The 3,548-nt window shown below is 73.8% G+C and carries 2 protein-coding genes; both read left to right on the top strand.

The window, feature by feature from the left end; all coding sequences use genetic code 11:
* The coding region (locus ACFW2E_RS43510) for a KR domain-containing protein (protein ID WP_384476708.1) at positions 1 to 1,301 on the top strand (1,301 nt) is incomplete at its 5' end.
* 42 nt (positions 1,302 to 1,343) lie between these two features.
* Positions 1,344 to 3,470, top strand: coding sequence for a condensation domain-containing protein (locus ACFW2E_RS43515; RefSeq protein ID WP_384476711.1), 2,127 nt, complete (start codon positions 1,344 to 1,346; stop codon positions 3,468 to 3,470).
* Positions 3,471 to 3,548 lie beyond the last annotated feature (78 nt).

Consider the following 3,548-nt stretch of genomic DNA (forward strand, 5'->3'; position numbering starts at 1 on the left):
GCCACCTCGTCACCACCCACGGCGTCCGCAGCCTCCTGCTCGCCGGCCGACGCGGCACCGACGCCCCCGGCGCCACCGAACTCGCCACCGAACTGAAGGAGCTGGGGGCCGAGCGTGTGGCGGTCGAGGCGTGTGACGTCTCCGACCGGGAGGCGGTGGCCCGGCTGCTGGACGCGTACCCGGACATCACCGCCGTCGTCCACACCGCCGGCGTCCTCGACGACTCCACCGTCGGGCACCTGACCGGGGAGAGCCTGGCCAAGGTCTGGGCGCCCAAGGCCGACGCGGCCCGTCATCTGCACGAACTGACGGCCGACCGCGACCTCGGGGCGTTCGTCCTCTACTCCTCGACCGCCGCGACCTTCGACGGCACCGGCCAGGCGAACTACGCGGCCGCCAACGCCTACCTGGACGCCCTGGCCGCGATGCGGCAGGCCCAGGGGCTGCCGGCCGTCTCGCTGGCCTGGGGCCTGTGGGCGCCGGAGGTCGGCGGCATGGGCGCCGGACTCACCTCGGCGGACGTGGAGCGGGTCGCTCGGACCGGGCCGCGTGCGCTGGGCCTCGAAGCCGGGCTCGCACTGCTGGACGCCGGGCTCGGGAGCGGGCGGGCGCATCTGCTGCCGGTGCCGTTCGACACCGGCGCCCTGGAGCGGCGGGCCGGGGACGGAGGGCTGCCCGCGATCCTGCGGGAGCTCGTCCGGGTCCCGGGTGCCCGGCGCCGCGGTGTGACGGCTCAGGCCCAGGGCGGGGAGTCGCTCAAGGAGCGGCTGCTGCGCCTTCCCGCCCCGGAACGGGGGCCGCACGTCCTGCAGTTGGTGCGGGCCCGAGTGGCGGCGGTGCTCGGCCACGCGTCGGGCGACGCGGTCGATCCGGACCGCGGCTTCGGCGGCCTCGGGTTCGACTCGCTGGCGGCGGTGGAGCTGCGCAATCAGCTGGCGCCGCTGACCGGGCTGCGCCTGCCCGCGACGCTGACGTTCGACTACCCGACGTCACAGGCGCTCGCCGAGTACGTGCGCGAGCAGCTCGTACCGGACGAGACCGGGCCCGCGGCGCTGCGCGCCGTGGAGAGTGATCTCGCGGCGCTGGAAGCAAAGTTGGTGGGGTTGGCCGGACCCGAGGGGCTCGACGCGGGCGATCACGCACGGGTGGCCCAGACGCTGCGCGCCCTCGCGTCGCGCTGGTCCGAGCTGCACTCCCCCGGGGGCACCGCGGAGTCCGCCGTCGACTCCCTGGCGGACGCCGACGCCGAGCAGATCTTCGACATCCTCGACGGCGAGTTCGAGGGCATCGATATCGACTGACGTCAGCCTGTAGGGGCTGTTACTGCGATGAGGAGCACCGTCATGGCCACGCGCAAGGAGACCGACCTGTGGCTGCTGGAGCGGCTCGTGCCAGGGGCCGGGATCAACAATCTGTCCGTCACGTTCGATGTCGACGGGGTCGTCGAACCCGCCGCGCTGGCACGGGCTCTGACGCTGGTGGTGCGTCGGCAGGAGATCCTGCGGACCGTGTTCCGGGCGACGGAGACCGAGCTGACCAAGAGCGTGCTCGCGCCCGAGGCGGTGGTGGTCCCGGTGCCCGGCACCCCACTGGGCGAAGGTGACGTGCAGGCCGCCGTGCAGGAGTTCGTGGCGGCACCGTTCGCGCTCGACGGATCGCTGCTGGTCCGTGGGGCGGTGTTCGCACGGGACGGCGGCTGCACGGTGAGTGTCGCCCTGCACCATCTCGTGTTCGACGCGATGTCGACCGTGTCCTTCCTCGGTGAGCTGCTGCACGCGCTCCAGGACCCGGACGGCTACGACAAGACGCCGGTGCCGGCCGCCGTGGAGCCGGAACCGTCCAAGGAGAGCGTGGAGTTCTGGCGGGAACAGCTGCGCGGCTTCCGTGCCGGCGACGGGGGCGGCCTGTGGTTCGGCAACCCGCCGGCCGAAACTCCGGACCTCGCCGGTGAGAGCACCTGGTACACCCTGTCGCGTCCGGCGCGGGACGTGGTGCGGCGGCTGTGCCGTGAGCTGCGCGCGCCGGAGGCCGTGATCCTGCTGTCCGCGTACTGCCTGCTGCTGTCGCGACACGGCGCGGGGCGGGACCTGGTCGTCGGATCGCCGGTGAGTGTGCGGCCCGCCGGGCACGAGTCGGCGATCGGCTACCACGTGAACGTGCTGCCGCTGCGGGTGCGGATCGACCCGGCCAAGCCGTTCAAGCGGCTGGTCAACCGGGTGCGATCGGTCTTCCTGGAGGGGATCGGGAACAGCGGGGTGCCGGCCGAGTCGGTGCTCGACGAGGTGCGGGACGCGGAGGGCGGCGCGAGCTGGCGCAACTCGCTGTGCACCCACCTGTTCAACTACGTGCCCGGTGGCACGTCCGGGGACTTCGCGGTCGGCGGGTTCCCGGCGCGGATGCGGGACGTGGAGAACGGCTTCAGCAAGTTCGACCTGGAGTTCTTCTTCATGCCGGGGGCCGGGCCGGAGCCCGGGGACGAGGACGGGCTGCGGATCCGTGCCGTGTTCCGCACCCAGGTGTTCTCTGCGGCCGAGGTGGGTCTGCTGCTCGCCCGCTACGACGCGCTCCTGGTCCGGCTCGGTGATGAACTCGCCAAACCCGTGGGCGAGTTGTCGGTTTGGAGCGACGCCGACCGGGCCGCGGTGGCGGGCGGGCACCGGCACGGGCTGCCGACGGCGTTGCCGCTCTCCCCCGCCGTCGCACAGTTCTCGGCGTACGCGCCGGGCGAGTGGTCGGCCGTCCGGGCCCTGGTGGCCGCGCCCGACGGCGGCGAGCTGCCGGTGCGGGTGCGCGGTGAGCTGTGCCTCGCGGAGGCGGACGGGACCGTGCGGCGCACCGGGGAGCTGGCTCGCTGGCTGCCGGACGGGCGGCTGGAGCTGCTGGGCCGGCTGGACCGGCAGGTGACCGTGCAGGGGGTCACGTTCGGGCTCGACGAGGTGGACGCGGTGCTGCTGGCGCATGCCGAGGTGGCCGGTGCGGCGAGTGTGGCGGTGGCCGGGCGTGTGGTGTCGTTCGTGGCGCCCACGGGCGACGGCCCGGCCGACGGACTGGCCGCGCGGCTGCTGAAGCAGATCCGGGTGTCACTGCCCGCCGCCGCCGAGCCGGTCCGGGTGATCGTGGTGGATGCGCTGCCGTCGGTGGGCGGCCGGCCCGACCTGGAGGGGCTGCGGTTGCGCGCGGAGGCCCTGGCCGGGCGGGAGCGGGCCGCCGCGGACGCCGTCGGCACCGCCGTCGACGCCGACGAGCTGACCGATCAGCTGCTGGCACTGTGGCGGGAGTTCCTCAAGCGGGAGGACCTGAAGGCCGGTTCCGGGTTCTTCTCGCACGGGGGGCACTCGCTGCTCGGGGTGCAGCTCCTCCAGCGGATCAAGCGGACCACCGACGTCAAGGTGCGGATTCGTCTCGCGGATCTGTTCGCCCATCCGACGCCGCGGGCCCTCGCCGGGTTCATCGCGGAGAAGTCGGAGTAGGGAGTCACGGGGAGTCATACGGAAGATGGGGGGGGGGGGCGGCGCGCCGCCCCCCCGGCGTGTGAGGGAGGGCGCCAC

The organism is Streptomyces sp. NPDC058964, assembly GCF_042741275.1.
Classification (GTDB): domain Bacteria; phylum Actinomycetota; class Actinomycetes; order Streptomycetales; family Streptomycetaceae; genus Streptomyces.